Raw genomic sequence first — 22,125 nt, 5'->3', positions numbered from 1 at the left:
GTCACCAATGCGACAAAAGGGCCGACCAGGGTGCGCCTCACGAGGGAACGGGCACCTTACGAGGGAACAGGCACCTTGGGCTGCGGCTTGGCCTTGGGGGACTTGTCGCCGGTGAACGCCTCGTACTCCTTGAGGACGTCCTCCGTCGGCCCGTCCATGCGCAGTTCCCCGCGCTCCAGCCAGAGCACGCGGTCGCAGGTGTCGCGGATCGACTTGTTGTTGTGGCTGACCAGGAACACCGTCCCGGCGTGCTTGCGCAGCTCGCGGATGCGGTCCTCGGAGCGCTTCTGGAAGGAGCGGTCGCCGGTGGCCAGCGCCTCGTCGATCAGCAGTACGTCGTGGTCCTTGGCGGCGGCGATGGAGAACCGCAGGCGCGCGGCCATGCCCGAGGAGTACGTGCGCATCGGCAGCGTGATGAAGTCGCCCTTCTCGTTGATGCCGGAGAAGTCGACGATGTCCTGGTAGCGCTCCCTGATCTGCTCGCGGGACATGCCCATGGCCAGGCCGCCGAGGTACACGTTGCGCTCGCCGGTCAGGTCGTTCATCAGGGCCGCGTTGACACCGAGCAGGGAGGGCTGGCCGTCGGTGTGGATACGGCCGTTCTCCACGGGGAGGAGCCCGGCGACGGCCTTCAGCAGGGTCGACTTGCCGGAGCCGTTGGTGCCGATCAGGCCGATCGCCTCGCCCCGGTACGCCACGAAGGACACGTTCTTCACGGCGTGCACCCGGCGCACGCCCGACGCCTTCTCGGTCTGCCCCCGGCGCAGCATGCGGTTGAGGGCGGCGGTCGCGGAGCCGCGTCCGGCGCCGGTGCCGTTGACGCGGTAGACGATGTCGACGCCGTCGGCGACGACGGTGGGGATCTTCTCGCTCAGGTGCTCAGCCACGGCCGTACGTCTCCTCAGCCTTCCAGAAGTAGATGAAGCCGCCGACGCCGGCGACCAGCGCCCAGCCGGCGGCGAGCGCCCACACATGGGCCGGGAGCTGGCTCGCGTGGAAGCTGTCGATCAGGGCGAAGCGCATCAGGTCGATGTAGACGGCGGCCGGGTTGACCGTGAGCGCCACCGTCACCGCGTGCGGGAGGCTGTCCTTCTGCGCCAGCTTGTCGATGCTCCACATGACGCCCGAGACGTACATCCAGGTGCGCAGCACGAACGGCATCAGCTGGGCGATGTCCGGGGTCTTGGCGCCCATCCGGGCCATGACCATGGAGACGCCCGCGTTGAACGTGAACTGCAGGAACAGCGCCGGCAGCGCCAGCAGCCAGGACACCCCGACCGGCACTCCGAAGCAGAGCAGGATGACGACCAGGGCGCCCATCGAGAACAGCAGCTGCTGCAGCTGCTGGAGGCAGAACGACAGGGGCAGCGCGGCGCGCGGGAAGTGCAGGGCGCGCACCAGGCCGAGGTTGCCGGAGATGGCGCGGGTGCCCGCCATGATCGAGCTCTGTGTGAACGTCCAGATGAACACGCCGGTGACCAGGAACGGGATGTAGTCCGGTACTCCGTGCTTGGTGCCGAGCAGCACGCCGAAGATGAAGTAGTAGACCGCCGCGTTCAGCAGCGGGGTCATGACCTGCCAGACCTGGCCGAGCTTCGCCTGGCTGTACTGGGCGGTGAGCTTGGCGGTGGCGAACGCGGTGATGAAGTGGCGGCGGGCCCACAGCTGGCGGACGTACTCGGGCAGGGAGGGGCGGGCGCCGCTGACGGAGAGGCCGTGGCGGGCGGCGAGGGCCGCGAGGTCGTCGTCGGCCGGGGCCGGTGCTTGGGGCGGTGTGTGGAGGACCTGGCTCACATCCGCTGCTTTCGTTCGAGGGGGGTGTGGGACCTGTGGGGTCGCGAAGAGCGATGCGCTGGGGCGGTTCTTGCCGGATGCGGCGGGTCGGTTCTTACCGGACTCTTCACGATTTCTTACGTCGGGACGGGACCGTATCGTCGCAACGGGAGCGTACGTCGATCGAACGTCGGAACGCAACCGTTTCGTCGTGACGCCCTATGCTGTCGGCATGACGACGAAGCCCGACGAGCCCCAGCAGCCCCGGCGCCGCCGGGCCCCCGCGGGGGCGGCCGTACTGCGGGAGGACGTGACGGAAGCCATCCGGGCGGCCGTCTTCGAGGAGCTCGCGGCCGTCGGCTACGCGCGGATGTCCATCGAGGGGATCGCGCGCCGGGCGGGGGTCGGGAAGACGGCGGTGTACCGCCGCTGGCGCTCCAAGCTGCACCTGGTCCTCGACATCGTCTCGGCGCTCGCCGTGCAGGGCCTGCCCGTGCCGGACACCGGCTCACTGGAGGGCGACCTGCGGCTGCTGTACGAGGTGACGTCCCGCGCCCTGCGCCACCCCGTCGCCTCGCAGGTCATCCCCGACCTCCAGGCCGAGGCGGCCCGCAACCCGGAGATCGCCGAGGCCCTCCAGAAGGCCCTGCGCGAGGGCCAGGACGGTGTCGCGACCGGCATCGTCACGGCGGCGGAAGCCCGCGGCGAACTCCGCCGGGGCCTCGACCGAGACCTGGCCCTCGACCTGATCTCCGGACCGCTCTACTGGCGCTCGGTGGTGATCCGCAGCCCCAAGCTGCCCAAGGGGTATCTGGGGTCGCTGGCCCGGGCCAGCGCGGAGGCGTTGAAGGCGCTGTAGGGCCGGGTCGCCCGTCAGCCGTGCCGGGCGGCGCGCTGCGCAAGCAGCTCCGGGGCGAGCAGTTCGATCCGGCCGTCCGGTGCCGGACGGACCAGGCCGTCACACCGGAGGCGGGACAGCGCGCGGTTCACCGTCACCCGGGTGACACCGAGCAGGTCGGCGAGGCCCTGCTGGGAACCGGGCAGGGAGACCAGAGGCCCGCTGTCGGCCGCCGTTTCCAGCAGCCAGGCCGCGAGGCGTGCCTCGCACGGCAGGGTCATCGTGACCGTCAGCCGGTCCTGCTGGGCGCGCGCCTGGGCGGCCAGCAGCCGCAGCACATGTGAGCGGACCGCCGCGGAGTCGTCGAGCAGCGTCATGAACCGCGCTCGCGGCACGGCGCGCACGCTGCACGCCCCGACCGCCGTGAACGTCGCGGTGTGGCCCGCCCCGTCGAGCAGCGCCACCTTGTCCAGCGCGCACGGCCCCCTCCACGTGCCGAACCGCACCACCCGCCCACCCGCCGTCGCCGCGGACGCCGCCGTGCTCCCGCTCAGCAGCACGAGCAGATGATCGGCCGGCTCGCCCTGCATCCGCAGTACCTCCCCGGCGGCGTAGCGGCGCGGTACGGACACGTCCCACAGGGCGACCAGGTCGGCGTCCGGCAACCGCGCGAACAGCGGTACGTCCCGCAGCCGCCGCCATCCGTGCCCGTCCACACCGACTCCCGTCTGTATCGCGTGATACAGCACCATCCGGCGGCCCGAGCGTAACCTCACCACCGACCCCGTACACCGGCCCGGAAAGGACCCGCCGTGTTCGCCGTGGAACTCGCCTTCACCCCTGCCCCGGAGCGCCTGGCCGCCCGTCCCGCACACCGCGAGACCCTCGCCCGTCTGCACGCCGACGGACACCTGGCAGCCGCCGGCCCGTGGGCCGACGACACCGGCGCCCTCCTGCTCTTCACGGTCGACCGGGCACGTCTGGACGAGATCCTGCACGAAGACCCCTACTACCACCGCACGCCCGGCGTCGAGGTGCGCTCGGTCCGCGAGTGGACCCCTGTCGTCGGCCCGGCGCCGATCAGCCCCGCGCCGCCTCCGGATGCAGGCGCACCCAGCCCTCCCACGCCGAGGTGATCATGTCCTGGACGTCGTGCCGGGCCTTCCAGCCCAGCTCCGCGGCCGCGCGCTCGGCGGAGGCGACGACTCGGGCCGGGTCGCCCGGGCGGCGCGGCGTGACCGTGGGCGGCCGGTCGTAGCCGGTGACCGTGTTGATGCGGTCGATCATCTCGCGGACGGAGACGCCCTCGCCCCGGCCGATGTTGACCGTGAGGTCGCGGCCGGGGGAGGAGCTCAGGACCCGGGCCGCCGCGACATGGGCCTCGGCCAGGTCGACGACGTGGATGTAGTCGCGTACGCAGGTGCCGTCCGGCGTCGGGTAGTCGTCGCCGAAGATGCGCGGGGGCGCGTTCTCCGTGAGCTTCTCGAAGACCATGGGGACGAGGTTGAAGACACCGACGTCCGCGAGCTCCGGGCTCGCCGCCCCGGCCACGTTGAAGTACCGCAGGGACGCGGTCGACAGCCCGGTCGCCCGGCCCGTCGCGCGCACCAGCCACTCACCGGCCAGCTTCGTCTCGCCGTAGGGCGACATGGGCACGCAGGGCGTCTCCTCCGTGACCAGGTCCACGTCCGGCATGCCGTACACCGCCGCCGAGGAGGAGAAGACGAAGGACGGCACCTTCGCCGCCGTCACCGCGGCCAGCAGGACGCGCAGGCCCTCGACGTTCTCCCGGTAGTAGCGCAGCGGCTGCTCGACCGACTCGCCCACCTGCTTCTTCGCCGCGAGGTGGACGACGCCGGTGACGGCGTGGTCCGCGAGGGTGCGCGCGAGCCGCTCGCCGTCCAGCGTCGAGCCCGCCACCAGCGGCACCCCGTCGGGCACCCGCCCGGCGATACCGGTGGACAGGTCGTCGTACACGGCGATACCGGTGGACAGGTCGTCGTACACCACCGCCTGCCGCGGTCATCGCCCGTACGACGTGCGCTCCGATGTAGCCGGCGCCGCCGGTGATCAACCAGGTCATTGCGGCCGTCCCCTCGTCAGTTGGCCCGTGGTGGTGGTGCTCTGTGCCGATACGCGTCGTGCTCTCAGTGAAGCAGGCGGCGCAGCCTTCCGCGTGCGACGGACAGCACACCGCGTACGCCGGGCGCCACGCGCAGCGCCAGCGCGCCCGAGTGCGTGGCGTACGGCTGTACGAGTACCACGCCGTGCCGGGCGCTCGGGACGGCGCTGCGGCGCAGCAGACCGGCACCCGTGAGGGCGTGCGCCGTGACGTCGCGGCTCACGCCGTCGCGGAAGCGGATCCGCAGGCGCAGATCCCAGGTGCCCACGCCGGTCGCGGCCAGCGCGGGGAGGTCCACGGTCGTCTCCGCCGACCAGGTGCCGGCCGACGGCACCAGCGCGGCCGTACGACGGACCGCCTCGTCCCCGTCGTCCCGGTGCCGCCACTCCACCTCCACCGCCTCCGGGCCCGCCTGCGCCACCCGGCCGTACAGCTCGTGCAGGCGCAGCCGCAGCCGGGCGCCACGCGCGCGTGGCCGAAGTTCCGCGTCGACGGCGAGGGGCAGTACGGGCACGGGCCGGGTGAGCAGGGGCTCCAGGGAGACCTGCGGGAGGTCCTGAGACCAGACGGGCGTGCCGTCCGCGGCCCGGGCGTACGGCGGGTACAGCCGGGCCGGGCGGGCCGCCAGCTCCCGCAGCCGGGGCAGGTCGCGCGGCTCCGGGGAGGCCAGGACGACCCGCCCGACCAGCCGGCCGGGAGCGGCCGGGTTGCGGGCCCAGTCGTCCGCGTCGTACTCCGCGAGATGCGCCCGCGTGATCTCCCACCACGAGCGCCGGTAGGCAGCGTCGCGCAACCCCAGTTCACGCATGTACATCCGCAGGTCGTGGTCGAGGAACTTGGCGCGCGCGACCCGGGCGAGTTCCTTCTGCCCGGCGCCCAGCAGGACCTCGTACGCCTGCCGGCACGCCTCCGTACGGGCCCGCCAGTTCTCGACGCCGGCCCGGTCCAGCGAGATCGACAGCCGCTCGGCGGACCGGCGCACGTGCCAGACGTACACACGGTCCGGGACCAGGGCGATGCGCGGGGCCGCGGCCAGCACGCGCGCGGTGAAGACGACATCCTCGTACGGGAAACGGCCCTCGGGGAAGCGGATGCCGTGCTCGCGCAGGAAGCCGGTGCGGTAGAGCTTGTTGACGCAGAGCGTGTCGTGGACCAGGCGCGGGCGCTGCGCGGGGTGCGGCACCACGGCGTGGAGGGCGTACAGGCGCGACTGCCAGGGTACTTCGCGCCCCGACGGCAGTTCCCGGCGTACGCACAGGCCGCTCGCGACCTCCGCGTGCGCGCCCCTCGCCGCGTCGAGCAGCGCGTCGACCGCGCCGGGCGGCAGGACGTCGTCGCTGTCCAGGAACATCACGTACGGCGACGTCACCGCGTCGAGCCCGGTGTTGCGCGGGGTGCCGCAGCCGCCGCTGTTGGCCCGGCGGCGGATGACCTTCAGGCGGGGCTCCGACGCGGCGAGCCGGTGGAGCAGGCCGGCGCTGCCGTCCGCCGAGCAGTCGTCGACGGCCACGACCTCGCGCACGGCCGGGCCCTGGGCGAGCGCCGAGCGCACGGCGTCCGTCACATGGGCGGCGTCGTCGTAGCCGATGACCACGACGGCGACCTGGGGGAGAGGCCTCCCGGGGTTCTGTACGGCATTCATCACGGCGGATCGTAAGCCGGGCGAATGACATGAAAGTGGTAACACACCATCAAGTGTCATCAAAGCCTGCGCAACGGCACAGAATCGGGCCGTGATGAGCGGACAGTCGAGGGGGAACGGCCGGTCGGGCGCGGGCGTGGTGCCCGTGGCGGTTCCCATGGCGGTGATGCCGGTGATCGGGCTGTGGGGGCTGGACCGCGGCGGCATGTGGGGCGACGAGAGCGTCACCTTCCAGGTGGCGCAGCGCACGGTGCCGCAGATCTGGCGGCTGCTGCACGACGTGGACGCGGTGCACGGCCTGTACTACCTGTTCATGCACGCCGTCCTCGCCGTCCACCCGGGCGAGGTCGTTCTGCGCCTGCCGTCGGTGTGCGCGGCCACGGCGACCGCCGGCCTGGTCGCGGCCCTCGGCGTCCGGCTGGCCGGGCCGTGGGTGGGCCTGTGGGCCGGTCTCCTCTACGCGATCACGCCGATGACCGGCCACTACGCCCAGGAGGGACGGTCGTACGCGCTCGTCGCGGCGGGTGTGGCGGGGGCGACGCTGCTGCTTCTCAGGGCGGTTGAGGCAGCCACCGCACGGGCCTGGTGGCCGTACGGGGCCGTCGTCGCCCTGACCTGTCTGCTGCACGAGCTGGCGGTGCTGGTGCTGTGCGCGCACGCGCTGACGCTGGCCCTGCTGCGGGTGCCGAGGAGGGTGTGGTCCGGCTGGGGATGTGCGGCGGGAGCGGTCGTGCTGCTCCTGCTGCCGCTGGTGTGGGTGTCGCAGGGGCAGTCCGGGCAGGTGGCGTGGCTGGTGACGCCCGGGTGGGACAGGGCCGAGAGGCTGGTGCGGCACTTCTCTCCCGGCCCGGCCGGGGTGGTCTTCTGGGGCTCGCTGCTGCTGATGGCCGTCGGGCTCCGGACGCGGCGCCTGGCGGCGGTCGCGCTCCCGCTGCTGCTCGTGCCGCCGGGGATCCTGATGGCCGTGTCGCAGGTACGGCCGCTGTTCCACGACCGGTACGTGCTCTACTCCCTGGCCGGTGCGTCCCTGCTGGTGGCCGCCGGGGCCGGGCGGGTGGCCGGAGCGCTGGGGCGGGTGCGGTTCGCCGGGCGGCGGGTGCGGGTCGGCGGCCGGCAGGTGCACGCCCTGCTGGGCGTCACCGGCGTCCTCGCCCTCACCGTCACCTTCGTCCACCATCTCCCCGTCCACCGCCAGGACCGCTCCGCCGCCCACCGCCCCGACAACCTCGCCGTCGTCTCCGCGCTCGCCCTCCGCCTGATGCGCCCCGGCGACCCGGTGCTGTTCGTCCCGTCGGTCGGGAGGCTCGCCGCATTGGCCTACCCCAAGGGGTTCCGGCAGGTCCAGGACATCGCGCTGCGGGAGCCGGCGCCCCGGTCCGGGACGCTGTGGGGCCGCGAGGCGACCCCCGGGGAACTGCGGCACAGGCTCGCCTCGGTGCACCGCGTCTGGGTCGTCGCCGAGGCGTACGCGCTGGACCCGCGCTGGTCTCCGTCCGATCCGGTCGAGCGCACGAAACTGGCCGTCCTGGCGGAGGAGTTCACCGTCCGGGAGGAACACACCCGGGACGGGGTGATCGTCCGCCTCCACGTCCGGAGGACCCCGGCCGACGCACCGGCCGTCGATGAGCCGTCCACCGGGGTGGCGACCGCCGGTGCCGCGACCGCCGAGGTATCGGGGCCACGGGCGAGCCGTCCACCGGCGTCGCGACCGCCGATGAGCTGTCCGCCGGCGTAGCGACTGCCGGTGAACTGTCCGCCGACGTGACGACGTCGGTGAGCCGTCCGCCAAGGTACGTCCGCCGGGGCAGCCACCGCTGACGAGCCGTCCGCCAGGCGCCGTGGCAGCTTGGGGTTTCGTGTCGAGTGCCGGCCGTCGGTGGTTGATCGCGCAGTTCCCCGCGCCCCTTGATGCCCGACGGGCCGTCCGCCGACGAGCCACTCGCCGACGCAGCTACCACCGATCAGCCACCCGGCGCGCCCACCGGCGAGCCCCCCGCCTCCGCTACGACCGCCCGTCCGCCGGCGAACCGCCCGCCGGCTCCGCGAGCGCCGCCGCGTCCAGGGCGGTGGTGAGCTCGTCGAGGCGGGCGCGCAGGGTGCGGATCTCGTCGGGGCCGAAGCCCGTCGAGGCGGCGATCCGGCGCGGCACCTGAAGCGCCCGCCGCCGCAGCGCGATGCCCTCCTCGGTCAGCCGCACCTCCACCGACCGCTCGTCGCGCGCGCTGCGCTCCCGGCGTACGAGCCCTGCCGCCTCCAGCCGCTTGAGCAGCGGCGACAGCGTGCCGGAGTCCAGGCGCAGATGCTCCCCGAGCTTCTTCACGGGCAGTTCGTCGTGCTCCCACAGCACCAGCATCACCAGGTACTGCGGGTACGTGAGCCCGAGGTCCTTGAGGATCCCGCGGTAGACGCCGTTGAAGGCGCGGGAGGCCGCGTGCAGGGAGAAGCAGATCTGCTGGTCCAGGCGGAGCCAGTCGTCGTCCGGCGTGTTCATGCCTCCAGGGTAGCTCGTGCCCGCCATTCAATTGCGCACAACTTAGTTGTGTGCTCTAATTCTGGCTGTCGGGCGGCCCGGAAGCGGGCCGCCGAACGTTGACGTGTGAGAGGGAAGGATTTTCATGGACGCGCTCTACACCGCTGTCGCCACCGCCACCCACGGCCGCGAGGGCCGCGCCGTCAGCTCCGACGGCGTGCTGGACCTCGCGCTGGGCATGCCGCAGGCGCTGGGCGGCAACGGCCAGGGCACCAACCCCGAGCAGCTCTTCGCCGCCGGTTACGCCGCCTGCTTCGGCAGCGCCCTCGGCCTCGTCGGCCGCCAGGCCAAGGTCGACGTCAGCGACGCCGCCGTGACCGCCGAGGTCTCCATAGGCAAGCAGGGCGAGGGCTTCGGGCTCGCCGTCACCCTCCGCGTGGAGCTCCCCGACAGCGTGGACGAGGCGACCGGCCGCAAGCTGGTCGAGCAGGCCCACCAGGTCTGCCCGTACTCCAACGCCACCCGCGGCAACATCGAGGTCGACCTCGTCGTCGAGTAAGCACCGGCACGTCACCCGCCGACCCGCGCCAGCACCTCCCCCGTCCGTCTGCTCCACGCCACCACCACGGCCTCCTCGGGCACCGGGTGCCAGCGCGTCAGCAGCAGCCAGCGCACGTGATAGCGGCGGACGACGGCGGCACGCTCGGCGCGGGTCGCATCCGGGGCCAGATAGGCGCGCACGTCGGCCGCCCGGCGTTTGCGTTCCCGTTCGTCCAGGGCGGGGTCGGGCCAGATCGGCGCGGCCAGGTTCGGCCCGTACCCGGCGATGGAGTGGCCGGCCAGATACCCGTCGGTGATCACCACCTCGCCCGGCCCGATGTGCCGTGCCGCCCAGTCGTACGACGGCCAGCGCGTCGGCTGCGTGAACCCCACCGGGTCGACCGAGCGCGGCACGACCGCCCCGGCGTGCACGGTGACGAACCCCACGCACACCCCGGCCACCGCCGCCCCGCCCAGCACCCTCCTGGCCCGCCGCCACGGCCGGGGCGCCGCCAGCTCCACCGCCAGCGCGAACTGGAGCGGCACCAGCACCGCCCACAGGGCCCTGGCGTACGTGTAGTGCCCGCTCACCCAGCCGTACGCCACCAGCAGGCACTCCAGCAGGAACATCAGCACCAGTGGATCACGCGGAGACCTGCGGGCCCGGACCCACAGCGCGGGCAGGCCGAGCAGCGCCAGCCAGGAGTTGGCGAGCATCCCCTCGTACAGCCGCCGGTGCATCGCGTCCATGCCGGTGTCGCCCACCAGCGTCAGGACGTCGTAGTACGGCCACGTCAGGGCCACAGTCGCGCAGGCCGCCCCGGCCAGGGCCCAGCGCGCGACGACCGGCCGGCGCCAGCCCCGCTGCCGTGACGCCACGATCGCCACGGCCCCGATGAGGGCCGAGGCCGCCGTGACCGGGTGCGTGAGCAGGATCAGCCCGTACAGGGCGCCGATCCCGGCGTACCCCCACCAGCCGCCGAGCCCGCTCGGGCCGACGAACCGCACGGACGGGGCCTCCTCACGCGCGCGCACGCAGGTCCAGGCCCACGCCCAGAACGTCAGGCCGATCGCGACCGCGGACGGATACCCCAGGTTCGTCGTCATCGACATCAGCCCGAGGTAGCCGCTCCACAGGATCCGCGCGGTGCCCCACAGCAGCGTCATGAACAGCAGGGCCAGGACCGGCGCCCACGGGCGCGGGGTGAGGGCTCGGACGAAACGGCCGATCCCCGTCACCAGCACCACCAGGTGCACCGGCCCGGCGAGCTTCACGACCTCCCAGCCGGACAGCCCCGTCAGCCGCGCCAGGATGCCCTGGGCGACGGCGTACGGCCCGTAGTACGGGCTGCCCTCGCCCGGCAGATCGGCCATGGTGTGGGCCGGGTGCAGCAGATCGGCCTTGAGACGCTCGACGACCGCCGCGTGCTGTCCGGCGTCGCAGCACAGCGGGATCCGCCAGAACGCCAGCGTCATCACCAGCCAGAACAGGGCGCCGAAGAACTGGTACGGGGTCAGCCGCCCCACGCGGCCGCCGCGCAGCGCCGTCGCGCCGCGCACGGTCCGGCGGACGAGGACTCCGGCGCTCACAGGACTGTGGGAAAGGGGAAGGACTGAGGCATGCGCCGAATGTTCCCGCCCGTACCCGAGGCCTGACCCCGGGTCACTTCATCGGGTGAGGCGGCTACACCCACCTGCCGACGTCAGTCGCACAGCGCCCGCTCCGCCGCGACCGGCCAGCGTGCGAAACGGAACTGCGTCCGCTCGAAGGCCCCCGTGAGGTTCCGCCAGAACCGCTCGGCGGTCAGCGGCGCGCGGACCGACTCCTTCAGCTCGGCCAGCTCGCCGCAGGCCAGCGCGGCCCGAGCCGCCTCGACCGCCTCCCGCGAGGCCCCGGCCCGCAGCAGATCGCGCTGCGGCGGGTGCTCCACCGCCCACTCCGCGAAGACCCAGTAGTTGCGCAGGAACTTCTCGTGCCCGGGCCAGCTCCACCGCTCCAGCGCGAGGTGCGCGCCGATGGGACTGGCCAGCCCCCAGGCGTCGTTGACATAGGCGTCGAGCGGCGCCGCGGCTCCCGTGACACCGAGATGACGTCCCACGATCACCACGTGGTACGGGGCGTCCTCCCGCATCGGCGTGGCGTGCAGCCGGCGCCCGGCGTCGAAGTACAGCAGCGTCGGCCGGGGCGCCCGTGCGGCCCGAGCCAGCATGCCGCGCCCCTCCGGCAGGGACGGCCAGTTGTCCACCCAGGTGGCGGTGCGCACCGGGTTGTGGTCGCCGAGGCCCTCCACGTCGGAGCTGCGCACGTTGAAGGAGCCGGGCGTGCTGCGCACGTCGAACGGTGCCCGCAGCGGGCTGACCGCCGCGCACAGCCACACCACCAGCAGCGCGCTCACCACGCCCGTGAACCTGGCGGGAACGACCAGGACCGGCAGGAGCAGCAGGAGGAGGGCGGGCAGGATCATGCGGGCGTGCATGTAGTCGCCGCCGACGCGGACGACGTACCCCGCCAGCAGCGCACCCGCCACGAGCGGCGCCAGCAGCACCGCGAGCGAGGCCCGCCCCGGGGCGCGGTCCCGCCGTTGATGGCGGGTGCGCCGCACCAGGAGGACGGCCGGCGCGGCGAGCACGGGCACGACCGGCCACAGCCAGTAGGGCCCGAGCGTCTCCTGCACATAGCCGGCGCCCCGGCCCCAGTCGCTGGCGCTCGCCTCCTTGGCGATGGCGGGCAGCGGCACCAGGATCCCGTAGTACCCCGCGCGGAACACCTCGTACGCCAGCGGCAGCGCCACCGCCGAGGCCAGCATCGCCGCGGTGCCCCGCCGGGCCGGGCGCAGCACCCACCACTGCGCCGCCAGGAAGCACACCGTGACCACCGCGAGATCGGGCCGGACCAGCGGACCCAGCCCGAACACGAAGGCGGCGGCGTACGTCAGGCGGGCCTCCTGGCCGCGCCGGGTGCCCGTCAGCAACCACCACGACAGGCCGGTCCAGAAGGCGCCGAGGCCGCTCTCCAGGCCCGAGGTCATGTACGACCAGAAGGGCGGCACGGCCAGCAGCACGAACACACCCGCGGGAAGCAGCGGCCCCGCGCCCCGGTGCAGCCGGCACGTGGCGTACAGGGCGAGCCCGAAACCGGCCGTGCTCAGCAGCAGCCCGAGCCCGACCGCGAGGAACGCCGGGTCCTCGCCGGTGACCCAGGTGCCGAGCGCCAGCAGCCACTGCCACAGGGTGCCGGTCGAACTCTCCGCCCGTTCCCCCACGTTGAACACGGGCCCGTTGCCCGCCAGGATCTGCCGGACCGGACGCAGATAGATCAGCCCGTCGTCGCAGATCCAACGCCGTCGGTAACCCAGCACGAACAGGGCCGCGGTCGGTACGACGACCAGTGCCGCGTGCCACCAGTGCACCGGCCGCAGCCGCTCCACGGCGGCCGGCGGCCGCGCCGAGGAGGCCCGCTGGCCGGGCAGGGAGGGAACGGCCTCGGGGCCGGCGGGAGTTCTCATCGCTCGACCAGCGCCTCGGACCGGGCGGGCAGCCCCGGGGTCCGGCGTGCCGCCGGCAGCAGCGCACCGACCCGCTCGCCCAGCATCAGCAGACGGACGACCCGCTCGGCGGCCTGCCCGTCCTCGAACTCGCAGTACCGCTCCCTGAAGCCCGCCCGCAGCCGCGCCGACTCCGCGTCCCGCCAGGTGCCGGAAGCGAACAGCCAGGCCAGCTCCCGGTACGAGCGCGACACGTGCCCCGGCGCGTCGGCCGTGATGTCGAAGTAGGCGCCCCGGCTCGCCGTGAACGCGCCCCAGTCGTCGGCGTGCACCACGACCGGCCGGTCGAGGAGGACGTAGTCGAACATCAGGGCGGAGTAGTCGGTGACCAGCGCGTCGGAGGCGAGCATCACGTCCTCGACGTGCGGCTCGTCCGTCGCGTCCACCACCACCCCCCGCCGGTGCAGGTCGGCAAGGCCCAGGCCGCGCGCCACGCCCCCGGCAAGCGACGGGTGCAGACGGACGACGAGCGTGTGGCCGGGGCCGAGGTCCGCGGCGAACCGGGCCAGGTCGAACCGGTCGACGTGCCCGCCCCGCCGGTAGTCGCGGCGGGTCGGCGCGTACAGCACGACCGTGTGGTCGGCGGGGATGCCGAGCCGCTCGCGCACGGCCGGGCCCCGCTCCGGGCCGGCGCCGACCAGCACGTCGTTGCGCGGGCTGCCGGTCCGCAGCGAGGTGAAGTGGCACGGGTACGCCCGCTCCCAGGCCCGCTCCGCGTGCCGGCCCCCGACCAGGCTGTAGTCCCAGCGGTCGGCGCGGCGCAACATCTGCGGCACGTCGAAGCCGTGCCGGGCGCCCGGCTTGGTCAGCAGGTCCGCGCCCATGTACTTGAGCGGGGTGCCCTGGTGGGTGTGGATGTGGACGCTGCCGGGCCGCTTGGCCAGGGTGCCGGGCCAGTTGACGTTGTTCACCCAGTACGTGGCCCGCGCCATGACCTCGTGATAGCGCCGCGAGCCCGGCGTCACATGGTCGACGCCGGGCGGCAGCGCGTCCACCGCGTCCTCCCGGACCACCCACACGCCCCGGATGTGCGGGGCGAGCTCCCGCGCCTTGGCGTGGATCGCGGCCGGGTCGCCGGACACGCCCCGGTGGTGGGTCGCCGAGTAGACGGCGAGATGCGGATCGAGGGGGCGCTTCGACTGGGCCCGGTACCAGGTGCGCACGGCGACATCCGACGCCTTCCGCGTCACCCGCCGCTGCCCGCCCAGGGCCGCCGCGCGCAGGTCCCGCAGACCCCGCACCGCCGCGTACGACGCGTAGGGCGCCGACGCCACCAGCCGCATCTCGACCCCGCGCCAGCCGTCCGGCTCCGGGCAGCCGCCCCCGGGGAGGTGACGGCGGTGGAAGGAGCGGATCTCGCGGTAGAAGTCGCCCCGGTCCGCCGGCCGCACCCGGTCCTCCCGGGACAGCACGAACAGCATGTGGTCCAGGGCCCGCTCCAGCAGCAGCGGCCGCGCCCAGTCGAGGTCGGGGCGCTGCTCCAGGAACGCGAACAGGCCCTCGTACTGGGTGAAGATGTCGAAGTGCCGCCGCCCCGGCGTCTTGGTGATCGCGCCCTGCCGGCGCTGCCGGTACTCCACCCCGATCCGGTCCAGGCAGGCGATCCGCTCCGCCAGCACCATCGACCGGTAGGTGACCGGCGCGTCCTCGTACAGCCCCGGCGCGTACCGAAGGCCGTGCTCCTGGAAGAAGGACCGGCGGTACGCCTTGTTCCAGGCGACCAGGAAGAGGTTCAGGTACTGCGGGCTCTCCCGGATGCCGAAGGTGTCCGTGCCCGCCGCGGCCAGCAGGTCCGCCGCTTCACTGCGCCCGCCCCGGCCCCACCAGTGGGTGCGCACGTGGTCGAAGACCAGGATGTCCGGCTCGCCGGTCGCTTCGAGGCGCGCGGCGACGGCAGCCAGCAGGCCCGGCGTGTAGTGGTCGTCGCTGTCGAGGAACAGGACGTAGTCGCCGGCCGCCTGCTCCAGGCCGGCGTTGCGGGCCCGGCCCAGGCCGACGTTCTCGGACAGGTGCAGCACCCGCACCCGGTCGTCGCGGGCCGCGTAATGGTCGAGGATCGCGCCGCTGCCGTCCGGCGAGCGGTCGTCCACGGCGATCACCTCGAAGTCGCCGTACGACTGGCCGAGCACCGAGTCGAGACACTCGCGCAGGAAGCCCTGCACCTTGTAGACGGGGACGATGATGCTGAAGCGGGGCACTTCTTCGGTCAGCTCCTTACGAGGGTGGCGGCGGCGGGGGCCGGGACGCGCTCCGCGAGCGGGATCACGGGCGGGATCGACTCGGGCGGCTCCCCCAGCAGCACCCGGCGTACGACGCGCTCGGCGGCCCGCCCGTCGTCGAACTGGCAGAAGCGCTCCCGGAACGCGGCGCGCAGGGCCGTGGCTGACTCGTCGGCCCAGCCGCCGTCGCGGAACACGGCCGCCAGTTCCTCGGGCGTGCGGCATACCCGGCCGGGCGGGACCCCCATCAGGTCGAAGTAGACGCCCCGGACCTCCCGGTAGACCTCCCAGTCGTCGGCGTACACGACGATCGGCCGGTCCAGGTTGGCGTAGTCGAACATGATCGACGAGTAGTCGGTGATCAGCGCGTCGGCGGCCAGGCACACGTCCTCCGAGGAGCGGTGCCCGGTGACGTCGATGATCCGGCCGCCGCCCCGGCTCGCCCCCTGGTCGTAGAAGTAGTGGGCGCGCAGCAGCACCACGTAGTCGTCGCCGATCGCCTCGCAGAACTCCGCGAGGTCCAGCCCCGACTCGAAGCCGGTGGCGTAGTCGCGGTGCGTGGGCGCGTAGAGCAGGGCCTTCTTGCCGTCCGGGACGCCCAGTTCCTTGCGGACGCGGGCGACGTCCTCGGCGGACGCCGTGCAGTAGACGTCGTTGCGCGGATAGCCGTACTCGAGGGTCTCGTGGGCGCCCGGGAACGCCTTCTCCCACATCTCGGTGGAGTGGCGGTTGGAGGTGAGGTTGTAGTCCCAGCGGTCGACCCGGGCCAGCAGCTTGGCGAAGCTCCCGGTCGCCGCGGCCACCACGGGGTACGTCGCCTGGTCGGCGCCCATCTTCTTCAGCGGTGTGCCGTGCTGGGTCTGGAGGTGCACGCTGCCGGGCCGTTTGACGACGGCGTCCGCGAAGTTGGCGTTGTTGACGAGGTACTCGGCGCGGGCCAGCACCTGCCAGTACTTGCGGCTGCCGATCACCGCGTACTCCACGTCCTTCGGCACGCTGTCCACCGCGTCGGGCTCCACCAGGAACACCGAACGCAGGTGCGGGGCGAGTTCGCGGGCCTTGGCGTGGATCGCGGCCGGGTTGCAGGCGTAGCCGCGGCCCCAGTACGCGCAGTACACGACGAGGTTCTTGTCGAGGGGGAGGCGCAGACCGGCCGCGTACCGCAGGCGGGTGCGCAGCCCCCGGGGGCGCGGGAGCAGCGCGGCGGCCCGCGCGGCCCTCCGGTTGGCGGCGCGCAAGGTGCGAAAGGCCGCGTACGACCCGGCCGCCAGCAGCCGGTGCTGGACGCCGAGGCTGCCGCCGGGCGGCTGGTAGCCGGCGGGGCGGTGCTGCCGGTAGAGCGCGCTCGCCCGCTGGAAGAAGGCACGCCGCCCGGCCGGCAGCCGCCGGGGATGGGCGGCCGTCTTCAGTACGGCGGCGAAGAGCTGCTCGAACAGCGGCCGCAGCCGGTCCGCCGGCAGCCCCTGCTCCACGGCCCGCGTCAGCACCAGCTCGGTCTGGTCGAGCAGCTCGGTGTGGTGCTCTCCGGGCAGGTTGAGGCGGTTGCCCTGCCGGCGCAGCAGATGCCGGACGACGACCGCGCGCAGGGCCGCCACCCGCTCCGCCCGCAGGGCGACAAGGCCGCCGAACCCCGTGTCGGTGAAGTGGTCCCCGGGGAAGGCCAGGCCCTGCTCGGTGAGGAAGCCCCGGCGGTAGGCCGCGCTCCACGCCGGCAGCGCCACGCCCGTCAGCCGCGGGGCCCGGTCGGGGGAGAAGGCCCCGTCCGGTGTCCCGGCCAGCAGGGGCGCGGCCGGGTTGGCCGGCTCGCCCTCCCACCAGGGGGTGCGCTCGTGCTCGAAGTACAGGACGTCGACGTCGCCCACCGCGCCCAGCCGGGCGTCCAGCGCCGCCAGCGCCCCCGGGACCAGGACGTCGTCCCCGTCGAGGAACAGCACATGGCCGCCGACCGCCGACCGCAGCCCGGTGTTGCGCGCCCCGGCCAGACCGGCCGACGGCGGCGAGTGCACCGGCGTCACCCGGGAGTCCCGCTCGGCGTACCCGGCGACGACGTCCGCCGCGGGTGAGTCGGGCGCGTCGCACACCGGGATCAGCTCGAAGTCGCCGAACGACTGGGCGAGGATCGAGTCCAGCGCCTGGGACAGCCGGCCCGCGACCCCATGGGACGGGACGACGATGCTGAAGCGGGGCATTCTGCTCTTTCTGTCGAGGGGTCGAGGGGCGAGGGGGCGAGGGTCTACGGAAGCCCGGGCCGCCTCAGGTGCCGCGACGGCGCCCCGGCCTCCCGGACGGGCGCCAGGAGGGCGGTCGGCTCGGGGTCGGCCGCGACGGGCTGGAGGGCATGTGAACTCCCATGTGAGAACCGGGTTCAGAGGCTGTCGGTGACGACGGCCGGACCGGCCGGCTGCGGCACCGTGGCGAGCGGCTCGCGCGCCGGCGAGGCCGCCGCCGACGGCACCGGCCGGCGCTCGTGGAGCGGCACGACCGGCGGCAGGTCCGACTCCCCGAGGACGACCCGGCGCACGACCCGCTCGGCGGCCCGGCCGTCGTCGTACGTGCAGAACCGCTCCCGGAACGCCGAGCGCAGCTGGGCCGACCGGGAGCCGCGCCAGTGGCCGGTGGCGAAGATGTCGATCAGCTCGTCCTCGCCGCGCGCGACCGCGCCCGGCGGGAAGGAGCGCAGGTCGAAGTAGGTGCCGCGGGCCGCCTCGTACGCCTCCCAGTCGTCGGCGTGGATCACGATCGGCCGGTCCAGGTTGGCGTAGTCGAACATCAGCGACGAGTAGTCCGTGACCAGGGCGTCCGAGGCCAGGCACAGGGACTGGACGCTCGGGTGGTCGCTGACGTCGACGACCCGGCCGCAGGTGCTGGTCAGCGGGGTGTCGTAGGCGTGGTGGGCGCGGGCCAGCACGAGGAAGCGCGGGCCCAGGCGGCGCACGATCCGCTGGAGGTCGAGGGCGTGGCGCTGGGAGCGGCGGTAGTCGCGGTGGGTCGGCGCGTAGAGGATCGCCACCGTGCCCTCCGGGATGCCGAGCGAGGCGCGCAGCCGGGCCACGTCCGCCGGAGTCGCCGTGCGGAACACGTCGTTGCGGGGGTAGCCGTACTCCAGCGTGGTGTAGCGGCCGGGGTGGACGCGCTCGTGGGTGAGGGTGGTGTGGCGGTTGGCGGACAGCACGTAGTCCCACTGGTCGACGCCCTTGAGCAGCCGGGCGAAGTCCCTGCCCCGGGCCGCCGCCGGGCGCTCCTGGAGGTCGAGGCCGATGTGCCCCAGCGGGGTGCCCTGCCCGGTCTGGATCAGGGTCTGGCCCCGGCGCTTGACCAGGCGGTGGTCGAAGTCGGTGTTGCTGACCAGCCAGGCGGAGCGGGCGAGTGCCGTCCAGTAGGCGGCCGTGCCGGGGACGAGACGGCGCGGGCCCGGCGGGATGGTGTGGTGGTACTCGGGACGGGCGACCCACGCCGTGCGGATGTGCGGCGCGAGATCGCGGAACGCGGACTCCAGCGCGCCCGGGTTGCAGCTGTGGCCGCGGCCGTCGTAGGCGGTGAAGACGGCCCGGTCGGCGCGCAGCGGGAGACAGCGCTGGACGCGGTAGTGGAGCCGGAGCGCGGCGGACCGCACACCGCGCAGCAGATGCCCGGTGCTCCGCGCGACGCCGCGGTGCAGGGCCGACACCAGCTGGAGCGTGCGGTAGGTGCGGTGCAGGCCGAAGCGGATCAGGGTGTGCTGCACCCGGGCGCGCAGGGGGACGGGGGCGCCCCGGGTGCGGTAGCGGCGGTAGTGGGCGCGGGCCCGGCGCATGAAGTCCGCGCGCGAGCCGGGGGGCAGCCGGTCCCGCCGGGAGTACACGATCACCAGGTGATGGACCATGCGGCGGAACAACACCGGCCGCCACCGGGCCAGTTCGGCGCGCTCCTCCAGGTACGCGAACACCCGGTCGTACTGGTCGAGGACGTCGAAGTGCCGCTCACTGGTGGTGCGCAGGATGCTGCCCTGCCGCCGCTGCCGGTAGTGCACGCAGACGCGGTCCAGGGTCGCGATCGACTCCGCGGTCATGAGGACCGGGTACGTCCACGGCGTGTCCTCGTAGTACCCGGGCGGGAAGACGAACCCCTGCTCCTCGACGAACTCCCGCCGGTAGGCCTTGTTCCAGGCGACCATCAGCAGCCGCAGCAGGCCCGGCCGGTCCTCCAGGCGGAACGGGGCCGGGCCCTGCTCGGTGAGCTGGAGGGCCGCCTGGTTGCGGACCGCCTCACCCGTCCAGTACGTGCGCGCGTAGTCGAAGACCAGGACGTCCGGATCGCCCGTCTCCTTCAGCCGGTCCGCGATCGACCGCAGCGCGTCGGGTGTGAGGGTGTCGTCACTGTCGAGGAACAGCAGGTAGTCGCCGCTCGCGCGCGCCACGCCGGCGTTTCTCGCGCGGCCCAGGCCGATGTTCTCCGGTAGATGGACGGGGTGGACGCGCGCGTCGCGGGCGGCGAACTCGTCGATGATCGCGCCGCACGCGTCCGGCGAGCAGTCGTCGACGACGATCAGTTCCAGATCGGGACAGGACTGGGAGAGCACCGATTCGAGGCACTCGTGCAGGTACGCCTGAACCTGGTACGCGGGGACAATGACACTGAACCTGGGCAAGATGCCATCCATCGGTCGGTGCGGGCGTTCGGCCCGGGAACGGCCGGTGGGGTGAGTTGGTTACGGCGGCTACGGCATCCGGGGGAACGCCGAAGGGGCGGACCGCGACCGGTTCCGCCCCTCCAACTACCTTGTCCTGGAGGCTACTTGACGGCTCCCGCCATCACGCCGGACACGAACTGCCGCTGGAACGCGAAGAAGACGGCCAGCGGGACCACCATCGAGATGAACGCGCCGGGTGCCAGCACGTCGATGTTGTTGCCGAACTGCCGTACCTGAGTCTGGAGTGCGACCGTGATCGGCTGGCTCCCGGAGTCCGAGAAGATCAGCGCGACCAGCATGTCGTTCCACACCCACAGGAACTGGAAGATGCCGAGCGAGGCGATCGCCGGGGCGCCGAGCGGCATCACGACACGGAAGAACAGGCGCAGTTCACCCGCCCCGTCCAGGCGTGCCGCCTCCAGCAGCTCCCTCGGGATCTCCGCGAAGAAGTTCCGCAGCAGGAACACCGCGAAGGGCAGACCGAAGCCGACGTGGAAGAGCACCACGCCGATCACCGAGCCGAAGATGCCGATGTTGCCGAAGAGTTCGGCGATCGGGATCAGCGCGACCTGCACGGGCACGACCAACAGCCCGACCACGCCCAGGAACCACCAGTCGCGGCCCGGGAACTCCATCCAGGCGAAGGCGTAGCCCGCCAGCGAGCCGATCACCACGACCAGCAGGGTCGCCGGCACGGTGATCCACACCGTGTTGAGCAGGCTGCTGGTGATGTCCTCGTTCTCCAGCAGCTTGGAGTAGCTGTCGAACGTCATCTGCGACGGCTCGGTGAACACCTTCCACCAGCCGCTCGCCGCGATGTCCTCCGGCGAGCGGAGACTGGCCAGCAGCAGACCGATCGTCGGCACCAGCCAGAACAAGCCGACGACGATGAGGAACACCCGCACCAGCCCACCGCTGACCCCCTCGGCCAGCCGGGACCCCAGCGACTGCTTCGCCTTCATCGCCTGACCTCCCGCCTCAGCCGACGCACGTTGAACCACATCACCGGGATCACGAGCAGCAGCAGGAACACCGAGATGGCGCTGGCGATGCCCGGCTGGTCCTCGGAGAAGCCCTTGCGGTACAGCTCCAGGGCGAGGACGTTCGCGTCGTCCTGGGCGGAGCCGGGGGCGATGATGAAGACCAGGTCGAAGATCTTCAGCACGTTGATCATCAGGGTGACGGTGACGACCGCGAGGACCGGCGCCAGCAGCGGCACCGTGACCCGTCTGAACACCTGCCACTCGGTCGCGCCGTCGACCCGGGCCGCCTCCAGCAGTTCACGCGGCACGCCCGCGAGCCCGGCCGCGATCAGCACCATCGCGAAGCCCGCCCACATCCAGATGTACGCGCCGATGATGGACGGGGTGACCAGGGACGGGCCGAGCCAGTCCAGGCCGTTGTACGGCTCCTTGAAGTTGCTGTCCGGGAGCCGGAGTTGGGCCCCGTCGGCCGAGGCCGGCAGCGTGAAGGTGCCGTCGTCGCCGGCCGTCGCCGACGCCACGACCCTGCCGTCCTTCACGGCCTCGATCCTCATGCCGGCATAGCCCAGTTCGGAGGAGTCGACCCGGTTGAGCGTCCCCACGCCCTTGCCCCGCGTGAAGTCCTGCCAGGTCGTACCGGTGATCTTGTCCGGCTCGGGCTTGGCCGCCACGGCGGGCTTCGCGTCGTCCGGCATCAGGTCCGGCGCGACACCCACCAGGGGCAGCGAGACGGTCTCACCCGTGCGGACGGGCGACTTGGTGATGAACGCGCCCCCGCCCCCCGGCTCCAGCGGCGACTGACGGCCCGGGTGGGCCTTCGGGAAGGCCGACGCCTGGGCGAACGTGTCGTGCACGCCCACCCACACCGCGTTCGCGACGCCTTTGTCCGGATCCTGGTCGTACACCAGGCGGAAGATGATGCCCGCCGCCAGCATCGAGATCGCCATCGGCATGAAGACGACCAGCTTGAAGGCCGTGCCCCAGCGCACCCGTTCGGTCAGCACCGCGAAGATCAGGCCGAGCACCGTCGCGACCGTCGGCGCGAACACCACCCAGATGATGTTGTTCTTCAGCGCGGTGCGTATGCCCTCGTCGGTGAAGAGGGCCTTGTAGTTGTCGATCCCGGCGAAGCCGTCGCCGGACTGGTCGTAGAAGCTGCGGACCACCGAGTACCCGATCGGGTACACCACGAGCGCGCCGAGCAGGACGAGCGCGGGCAGCAGGAACAGCGCCGCGACGGTCCTGCGGGTGCCGGTCACACTCTTGCGCGACTTGGGAGCGGCAGGGGGCTTGACGCCCCCTGCCGCCGTGGCCGACGTCATGC

16 protein-coding genes and 1 pseudogene are annotated in these 22,125 nt (G+C 72.9%); 4 read left to right on the top strand and 13 right to left on the bottom strand.

Going from position 1 to position 22,125, the window contains the following annotated elements; genetic code table 11:
- Window positions 1-56 precede the first annotated feature (56 nt).
- Both PV963_RS17765 and PV963_RS17760 read right to left on the bottom strand, forming a co-directional pair.
- Entirely contained in the window at window positions 57-887 is an 831-nt protein-coding gene (locus PV963_RS17765) for an ABC transporter ATP-binding protein (protein WP_274816713.1), read from the bottom strand.
- The gene (locus tag PV963_RS17760) at window positions 880-1,794 is read right to left on the bottom strand and encodes an ABC transporter permease (protein WP_274816712.1); all 915 of its coding nucleotides are present in this window, start codon (window positions 1,792-1,794) and stop codon (window positions 880-882) included. The genes PV963_RS17765 and PV963_RS17760 overlap by 8 nt, the downstream gene beginning before the upstream one ends.
- A 211-nt stretch (window positions 1,795-2,005) precedes the next feature.
- Between PV963_RS17760 and PV963_RS17755 the strand changes: the two genes are divergently transcribed.
- Window positions 2,006-2,632 (top strand): TetR/AcrR family transcriptional regulator, encoded by a 627-nt coding sequence (locus PV963_RS17755; protein WP_274816711.1) that lies wholly within the window; start codon window positions 2,006-2,008, stop codon window positions 2,630-2,632.
- Window positions 2,633-2,646: 14 nt separating this feature from the next.
- Here PV963_RS17755 and PV963_RS17750 read toward each other — a convergent pair whose 3' ends face one another.
- A complete protein-coding gene (locus PV963_RS17750) occupies window positions 2,647-3,327 on the bottom strand; it encodes a Crp/Fnr family transcriptional regulator (RefSeq protein WP_274816710.1) in 681 nt (226 codons plus the stop codon).
- 96 nt (window positions 3,328-3,423) lie between these two features.
- Here PV963_RS17750 and PV963_RS17745 point away from each other — a divergent pair, with 96 nt between their 5' ends.
- Complete coding sequence (locus tag PV963_RS17745) at window positions 3,424-3,747, top strand: YciI family protein (RefSeq protein WP_274816709.1); 324 nt, start codon at window positions 3,424-3,426, stop codon at window positions 3,745-3,747.
- Here PV963_RS17745 and galE read toward each other — a convergent pair.
- Window positions 3,692-4,694 (bottom strand): annotated as a pseudogene (gene galE, locus PV963_RS17740) (UDP-glucose 4-epimerase GalE). The gene PV963_RS17745 and the pseudogene galE sit on opposite strands and share 56 nt — an antisense overlap.
- Window positions 4,695-4,758: 64 nt before the next feature.
- On the bottom strand, window positions 4,759-6,375 hold the full coding sequence (locus tag PV963_RS17735; RefSeq protein ID WP_274816708.1) for a glycosyltransferase family 2 protein: 1,617 nt from the start codon (window positions 6,373-6,375) through the stop codon (window positions 4,759-4,761).
- Window positions 6,376-6,469: 94 nt separating this feature from the next.
- Here PV963_RS17735 and PV963_RS17730 point away from each other — a divergent pair, with 94 nt between their 5' ends.
- Window positions 6,470-8,110, top strand: a complete 1,641-nt coding sequence (locus tag PV963_RS17730) for a glycosyltransferase family 39 protein (protein WP_425540915.1) — start codon at window positions 6,470-6,472, stop codon at window positions 8,108-8,110.
- A 267-nt stretch (window positions 8,111-8,377) separates the two neighbouring features.
- On the opposite strand, the gene PV963_RS17725 is transcribed toward PV963_RS17730, so the two are convergent.
- A complete protein-coding gene (locus PV963_RS17725; RefSeq protein WP_425540914.1) occupies window positions 8,378-8,893 on the bottom strand; it encodes a MarR family winged helix-turn-helix transcriptional regulator in 516 nt (171 codons plus the stop codon).
- A 97-nt stretch (window positions 8,894-8,990) separates the two neighbouring features.
- Here PV963_RS17725 and PV963_RS17720 point away from each other — a divergent pair, with 97 nt between their 5' ends.
- Window positions 8,991-9,404, top strand: coding sequence for an organic hydroperoxide resistance protein (locus PV963_RS17720; RefSeq protein ID WP_274816706.1), 414 nt, complete (start codon window positions 8,991-8,993; stop codon window positions 9,402-9,404).
- A gap of 11 nt (window positions 9,405-9,415) precedes the next feature.
- On the opposite strand, the gene PV963_RS17715 is transcribed toward PV963_RS17720, so the two are convergent.
- The 7 genes from PV963_RS17715 to PV963_RS17685 form a co-directional block, all read right to left on the bottom strand.
- Complete coding sequence (locus PV963_RS17715; RefSeq protein WP_274816705.1) at window positions 9,416-10,975, bottom strand: hypothetical protein; 1,560 nt, start codon at window positions 10,973-10,975, stop codon at window positions 9,416-9,418.
- Between the two features lie 113 nt (window positions 10,976-11,088).
- Complete coding sequence (locus PV963_RS17710; protein WP_274816704.1) at window positions 11,089-12,891, bottom strand: hypothetical protein; 1,803 nt, start codon at window positions 12,889-12,891, stop codon at window positions 11,089-11,091.
- Window positions 12,888-15,128, bottom strand: a complete 2,241-nt coding sequence (locus tag PV963_RS17705; protein ID WP_274816703.1) for a bifunctional glycosyltransferase/CDP-glycerol:glycerophosphate glycerophosphotransferase — start codon at window positions 15,126-15,128, stop codon at window positions 12,888-12,890. Before PV963_RS17705 ends, PV963_RS17710 begins: the two co-directional genes overlap by 4 nt.
- An 8-nt stretch (window positions 15,129-15,136) precedes the next feature.
- Window positions 15,137-17,338: a bifunctional glycosyltransferase/CDP-glycerol:glycerophosphate glycerophosphotransferase gene (locus PV963_RS17700; RefSeq protein ID WP_274816702.1), complete on the bottom strand. Its 2,202-nt coding sequence runs from the start codon at window positions 17,336-17,338 to the stop codon at window positions 15,137-15,139.
- 176 nt (window positions 17,339-17,514) lie between these two features.
- The gene (locus PV963_RS17695) at window positions 17,515-19,776 is read right to left on the bottom strand and encodes a bifunctional glycosyltransferase/CDP-glycerol:glycerophosphate glycerophosphotransferase (protein ID WP_274816701.1); all 2,262 of its coding nucleotides are present in this window, start codon (window positions 19,774-19,776) and stop codon (window positions 17,515-17,517) included.
- 143 nt (window positions 19,777-19,919) lie between these two features.
- A complete protein-coding gene (locus PV963_RS17690) occupies window positions 19,920-20,780 on the bottom strand; it encodes a carbohydrate ABC transporter permease (protein ID WP_274816700.1) in 861 nt (286 codons plus the stop codon).
- Window positions 20,777-22,123, bottom strand: a complete 1,347-nt coding sequence (locus PV963_RS17685) for a carbohydrate ABC transporter permease (RefSeq protein ID WP_425540913.1) — start codon at window positions 22,121-22,123, stop codon at window positions 20,777-20,779. Before PV963_RS17685 ends, PV963_RS17690 begins: the two co-directional genes overlap by 4 nt.
- Window positions 22,124-22,125 lie beyond the last annotated feature (2 nt).

Origin of the sequence: Streptomyces coeruleorubidus (assembly GCF_028885415.1) — a bacterium.
Classification (GTDB): domain Bacteria; phylum Actinomycetota; class Actinomycetes; order Streptomycetales; family Streptomycetaceae; genus Streptomyces; species Streptomyces coeruleorubidus_A.
This window is presented reverse-complemented; position numbering and strand designations above follow the sequence as displayed.